Below are 6415 nucleotides of genomic sequence, written 5' to 3' on the forward strand. Positions count from 1 at the left end.
TTAGTTCGGAGAAATTGCTACCAGATAAGAAGGTAGCTTTTCCCTGAAACCATTAAAAAATAACCTTATTGTTTTTGAGCGTTCAGGTATAAATTCTTAAACAAATAAGAAATTCTGTTGACATAATGGCAAAATCAAAAGCTTAAAATCAGCTATTCTGGAGGTGTGAAAATCAAGCTCACATTAAAATTTGACATAAAAATTTGCAGGTAAGCCTATATTTTTGAAGGGATCGTTAAAAAAATGGTATAGATTTTTAAAATCACCTATAAAAAAATCAGCAACACGCTTGTGAAATTAAATTTCTGCCTATATTTGCTCAAATTAAAAACACCAACTTTATCTTCATATGGCCAAACTTCGTTTCAAAGCTCTTGAGCTCGTAAGCCAACGAACAGTTAGTGAAGTATCATCCCCTTCACAAAAAATTTCAGATTACTATGGAGAGAACGTTTTCGGATTAGATGCCATGCGTTCCACACTCTCATCTGACTACTTCAAGAAACTGCGTCGTGCTATCGACGCTGGCGAAAAAGTAGATCGCAATCTTGCCGATACTGTTGCAGCCGCTATGAAAGCCTGGGCAGTTGACAAAGGTGCTACTCACTACACTCACTGGTTCCAGCCGCTGACAGGTGCCACTGCCGAAAAGCATGACTCCTTCTTTGACCTGACCAGCGATGGCAAAGCTATTGAGAGCTTTAAGGCGAGTGCTTTGGTACAGCAGGAGCCAGATGCTTCTTCTTTCCCGAGCGGTGGCATTCGTAACACGTTTGAGGCACGTGGCTACACTGCCTGGGATCCTTCGTCTCCTGCCTTTATTCTGGAGAGCGGTGGTTCTAAAACGCTTTGTATTCCGACCATCTTCGTTTCATACACTGGCGAGGCACTCGACTACAAAACTCCTTTACTTAAATCACTGCACCTGCTGAACGAGGCCGCAGTGCCTGTTTGCCAGTATTTTGATAAAGATGTAACTAAAGTTGGCGTAACACTGGGTATAGAGCAGGAGTATTTCCTTGTTGACAGAGCCCTGTTTGATGCCCGCCCGGACCTTGCTATTTCTGGCAGAACCGTATTCGGACATGCTCCTGCAAAAGGTCAGCAGCTCGAAGACCATTATTTTGGTTCTATTCCTAGCCGTGTACATGCTTACATGGTCGATTTTGAAAAAGCTGCTCATAAATTAGGTATTCCTTTGCGCACACGCCACAACGAAGTGGCTCCAAGCCAGTTTGAGTGTGCTCCGACTTTTGAGGATGCCAGCCTTGCCGCCGACCACAACCAGCTCCTGATGGATATTATGGATAAAGTTGCTGAGCGCCACGGATTTAAAGTGTTACTGCACGAGAAGCCGTTTAAAGGCATTAACGGTAGCGGTAAACACAACAACTGGGCTATGAGCACCAACACTGGGGTTAACCTGCTGGGACCTGGTAAAAAGCCAAAAGAAAACCTGCAGTTCCTGACGTTCTTTATCAACACCATACAGGCTGTTTACAAAAACGCTGACTTGCTACGTGCTACTATTGCCTCTGCCAGCAACGACCACCGTTTAGGTGCTAACGAGGCTCCTCCGGCTATTATGTCGGTATTTATCGGTCAGCAGCTAACAGAGTTGCTCGATGAGTTTGAGCGCACCGAAAAAGTGCCGATGGAGAAAGGCGATAACATGTACATGAAGCTTGGTATCGATAAAATACCTGAAATTCTTCTGGACAACACCGACCGTAACCGTACCTCGCCATTTGCCTTTACAGGAAATAAATTCGAATTACGGGCAGTAGGTTCTTCTGCCAACGTATCGGCTCCGATGACTGCTCTGAACACCATGATGGCTAACCAGCTGATCGAGTTCAGAACGAAAGTGGACGAACTGATCGATGGTCAGGGTATGAAAAAGGAAATTGCCATTATACAGGTGCTACGCGAGTATGTGGTAGAATCTAAGAATATTCGTTTCGAAGGAAATGGTTACTCTGACGAGTGGGCAGAAGAGGCTGAGCGTCGTGGATTGTCTAATATCAAATCTACACCGCTTTCTCTTGATGTATACCACAGAGCAGAGGTTAAAGACCTATTCACCCGTCATAATATCTTTACCGAAGTAGAGTTAAATGCCCGTCACGAAATTCTTCTGGAAGAATATATCAAGAAAATCCAGATTGAGTCGCGCGTAATGGGAGACCTGGCCATGAACCACGTTATACCTACGGCAGTTGCTTATCAGAACAAACTCATAAACAACTACAAAGGTCTGAAAGAGCTTGGCCTGGAAGATGATTACTCTGACACTATGCTGGAGTCTATCAAGAAAATGTCTGGCTATATCTCTACTATCCAGAAAAATGTAGTGTCAATGATAGGTGCCCGTAAAAAGGCAAATAAGATTGAAGATTCGCGTGAGCGCGCTATTTTCTACAGCGAGGAAATCATCAGCTACTTCGATGTAATCCGTCATAGTGTAGATAAACTCGAACTAATGGTGGACGACGAAGATTGGCCGTTGGTAAAATACCGTGAGCTGTTGTTCCTGCGTTAATCCAGGTTCTAATGCTAAAAAGGGAGGTGCTCGAAAGGGCGCCTCCCTTTTTTATTCGGCTGTAGCAGTCTTTGGAGCTGGTGCCTGTTTAAATAAGGTGTTGGTTTAATAGTAAATACCTAAGCAAGCCTTGGCAAAATCTTGCTCAAAAACTCTTGGAAGGCCTATTTCATTTGAATAATTTGATCCGAAACTGCGCCACCTTCGGCACCTGCTAAGCCGTTTGCTTTTTTAGCCTCTTTCATGTAACTGATAATGGAGCCACTAAGCTTAGCTAAGATAAACGGAAGCAGGACAATGGCCAGGCTAACAGCAATAATTGAACGTAACCCCAAACGTAAGATAAGATTTTGAACGACCCGATCTTTAAGTTCTTTCCCCAGAAAAAGAGCGGTTTCTGACATGGGTTTTCCCTTCAGTACTTCCTCTACTTCTTTCCAGTTGCCCTTTGCTGCCTGTCGCTTCACAAAGCCCCAAATAGTATCTTTTGTTACCTGAATAGCATCAACCAGTTGTGCATGTCGCAACTGCGTCCAGCGTAGTAGTTCCTGCTGATTTAAAAACGGATTCTCTTGTAAGAAAAATTTCATGTTGATGTGGTTGTAGCGTTGTATGCGTAATTATAGTCGCCTTATTGTCTGATTCAGGACGCTTTATCCTTTTACGGATTCTAAACTGTTTCGCGCATTTCAGGCCTTATTTAAGGAAGAATAAACTGCTTCATGATCATTTAATGTAGCATACTCCTCAAAATGATGAATAAACTGTAACTTTACAGCTAGTAACTTGTTTAGTAAAGGCGTAAAAAAGCTACCAATGCGCTACGCTAGTTGAACAAAGCAACAGCAGGTTTGGTTAAAGTAAGAAGCAGATTCTCTTGAATATGAGCAAAATTTATTGTCCGAGCATGGTTGCGTACCAGCGCAGAAAATCACTTGTGGTGAACATTGGCGATTTGCCCATGGGCGGTGATTACCCGATCAGGGTGCAGTCTATGACCACCGTCGACACCATGGATACCGTTGGTTCAGTAGAGCAGTGCATCCGCATGATTGAAGCTGGCTGTGAGTACATCCGGATAACAGCACCAAGCATGAAGGAAGCAGAGAACCTGCGCCATATACGTGATGAATTGCGCCGCCGTGGGTACACCACTCCTCTTATAGCCGATATTCATTTCACGCCAAATGCAGCCGAAGTCGCAGCGCGCATAGTAGAGAAGGTGCGTGTAAACCCCGGTAATTACGCCGATAAAAAGAAGTTTGAAGTTATTTCTTATAACGACATTACTTACCAGGCGGAGCTGGACCGGATTCGGGAGCGCTTTGTACCGCTCGTGCGCATCTGCAAAGAACATGGCACTGCCATGCGCATCGGCACCAACCATGGCTCACTTTCTGATCGTATTTTGAGCCGCTATGGCGATACGCCACTAGGCATGGTAGAAAGTGCGCTCGAGTTTCTGCGTATTTGTGAAGATGAGCAGTACTACAACATCGTAATCTCCATGAAAGCCTCTAACACGCAGGTAATGGTGCAGGCTTACAGGCTGCTGGTGCAGAAGCTTGATGAAGAGGGGCTGAAACCATACCCGTTGCACCTTGGGGTAACAGAGGCTGGCGAAGCTGAGGATGGTCGTATTAAATCGGCGGTTGGCATCGGCACGTTGCTCGAAGACGGGCTGGGCGATACAGTGCGTGTTTCTTTAACGGAGGCTCCGGAAGCAGAAGCTCCGGTTGCCAAAGCCTTGATAGACCGCTACACATACCGTGCAGAGAAGGCAGCCCCCATAAAGCCGATCTGCCAGGTTCCGATAGATCCGTTTCAGTATCATAGGCGCGAAACCCATGAGGTAGAGAACCTGGGAGCAGGTAATGTGCCACGTGTTGTGGCAGACCTAAGCAAGCTGGAGAATTTAACTTATGCCGACCTGAAATGTGTTGGCCACCTGTACTCGATGCTGCTCGATAAGTTCAACATGAATGATCTGGGTGCAGACTTTATCTATACCGGCGACAGGCCCATTAGCTTTATGCTTCCAAATGGCCTGAAGGAACTATTGAATTATGTGCCGTGGCAGCTGAAGGAAGAACAGGAAAACTGCCACCCCTTGCTCACGGCAAAGCAATACCTGGAGGCAACGCAACTGCATCCTAAACTGAACTTTGTAGAGCTAACTATCAGCGACCTGCAAGACGAAATGCTGGAGCGGTTAAAAGCTGACGCAACCACCGTGCTGCTGCTGCACACTGCTAACGAGCACGCTATGGCGGAGCTGCGGAAGAGCTTCTTCAGGTTAATGAACAACGGCGTAACGAACCCTTGCATTATTAAACGGGCCTATGGCGAACTGACTCCGGACGAGGTGCAGCTCTATGCTGCCACAGACGTAGGAGGGTTGTTGATAGATGGCTTGGGAGATGGCATTATGCTTGGCACCGATTACCTGAAGCACCAGGAAAAAAGCACCCTGCTACAGACCGTGGAGCAGTTGAATAACCTGAGCTTCGGCATATTACAGGCCGCTCGTACTCGCATGAGCAAAACCGAATACATTAGTTGCCCCAGCTGCGGCCGAACCTTGTTCGACCTACAGGAAACCACCGCTAAAATCAGGAAACGGACTGACCATTTAAAGGGAGTTAAAATTGGCATCATGGGCTGCATTGTAAACGGTCCTGGCGAAATGGCCGATGCCGACTACGGGTATGTGGGCGTTGGCAAAGACAAGATAGCGCTGTACCGGGGGCAGACCGTAGTTAAAAAATCTGTGCCTGCAGACCGTGCCGTAGACGAACTGATAGAACTGATCAGAGAAGACGAAAAGTGGCTCGAACCTGTGGTGCTGCAGGAATAAAGGTTTCTTTTGAACGAGCAGCAGGGAAGGCAACCCTTGACACCCTGGGGTGAAAAAAGCTTTTGGAGGGTGATTTGATTAGCAGAATTTGCGGGAAGTTTATTTTAACTGCTTCTTCAGCTAAATCAAAATAAAAAAATTAAATTAAGCCATCTGTAACGAGGCACAAAACATTTATCTCTTCTGTTGAAGGGGTATAAAGTGTTACCACAGTTTGTGGCTAGTAGCACCAGTTTCCTTACAGGCAGCTTTAAATAAAATAATAGTATTAGTATAACGATTATGAAGGGATTATTCGATTTTTCGGAAGTGGCAACTTATTTTTTTCGTAAGAAAAACCCCAACCGCAAATCCAACTTTAATTTGCGGGCAATGCATACTATCAATAAAATTTCCATGCTGATGTTCCTGTTAGGAATTATATACTTTATCATCAAGCACTGGTAAGTATCTATGAATATTGAGGAATTCAGGGAGTATTGCCTGGGTAAGGCAGGAGCAACTGAAAGTACTCCTTTTGGAGGAGATACGCTCGTGTTTAAAGTGGCCGATAAAATTTTCGCACTTACCAGTATCGGAGACTTCGAAAGTGGCATAAACCTGAAATGCGTACCTGAACATGCGGTAGAGCTACGCGAAAAATATGCCTGTGTGTTGCCAGGTTATCACATGAATAAAAAGCACTGGAACACGATTCTACCAAACGGTTCAGTTCCTGATGCGCTGTTGCAACAGTGGATAGATGATTCTTACCAGCTAGTAATTAGTAAACTTCCGAAAGCTACAAAGCTTTTGTTTGGCTTTTAAACTGTTTGAATTCCTATAATTGCTTTACTTGCTGCTATAGCTGCAGATTGAGTAATGTATGCGCTTTTAATGAAACTGAACCAATAAATGTATAAACATATAAGAACTTGTTTTTCAGTTGTTTATGAATTTATTGTGAAAAAATTATAAAAATGTGTTAAAAAAAAGTAAATTATAAGTATACTTGAGCACACACATTTTACGTTACA

General features: G+C 44.6%; 5 protein-coding genes. 4 read left to right on the top strand and 1 reads right to left on the bottom strand.

Annotated features, from left to right (window positions below; genetic code table 11):
• The first annotated feature begins 349 nt into the window (after positions 1–349).
• Complete coding sequence (locus FVR03_RS17480; RefSeq protein ID WP_147923060.1) at positions 350–2542, top strand: glutamine synthetase III family protein; 2193 nt, start codon at positions 350–352, stop codon at positions 2540–2542.
• Positions 2543–2706: 164 nt separating this feature from the next.
• Here FVR03_RS17480 and FVR03_RS17485 read toward each other — a convergent pair whose 3' ends face one another.
• Positions 2707–3132 (bottom strand): hypothetical protein, encoded by a 426-nt coding sequence (locus FVR03_RS17485; protein WP_187270203.1) that lies wholly within the window; start codon positions 3130–3132, stop codon positions 2707–2709.
• A 293-nt stretch (positions 3133–3425) separates the two neighbouring features.
• Here FVR03_RS17485 and ispG point away from each other — a divergent pair, with 293 nt between their 5' ends.
• The 3 genes from ispG (at position 3426) to FVR03_RS17495 (ending at position 6206) form a co-directional block, all read left to right on the top strand.
• Entirely contained in the window at positions 3426–5399 is a 1974-nt protein-coding gene (gene ispG / locus FVR03_RS17490) for a (E)-4-hydroxy-3-methylbut-2-enyl-diphosphate synthase (RefSeq protein WP_147923061.1), read from the top strand.
• A gap of 282 nt (positions 5400–5681) precedes the next feature.
• Positions 5682–5846 (top strand): DUF6728 family protein, encoded by a 165-nt coding sequence (locus FVR03_RS25225; protein WP_369410463.1) that lies wholly within the window; start codon positions 5682–5684, stop codon positions 5844–5846.
• A gap of 6 nt (positions 5847–5852) precedes the next feature.
• A complete protein-coding gene (locus FVR03_RS17495) occupies positions 5853–6206 on the top strand; it encodes an MmcQ/YjbR family DNA-binding protein (protein WP_147923062.1) in 354 nt (117 codons plus the stop codon).
• Positions 6207–6415 lie beyond the last annotated feature (209 nt).

The organism is Pontibacter qinzhouensis (assembly GCF_008017455.1).
Taxonomy (GTDB): Bacteria; Bacteroidota; Bacteroidia; order Cytophagales; family Hymenobacteraceae; genus Pontibacter; species Pontibacter qinzhouensis.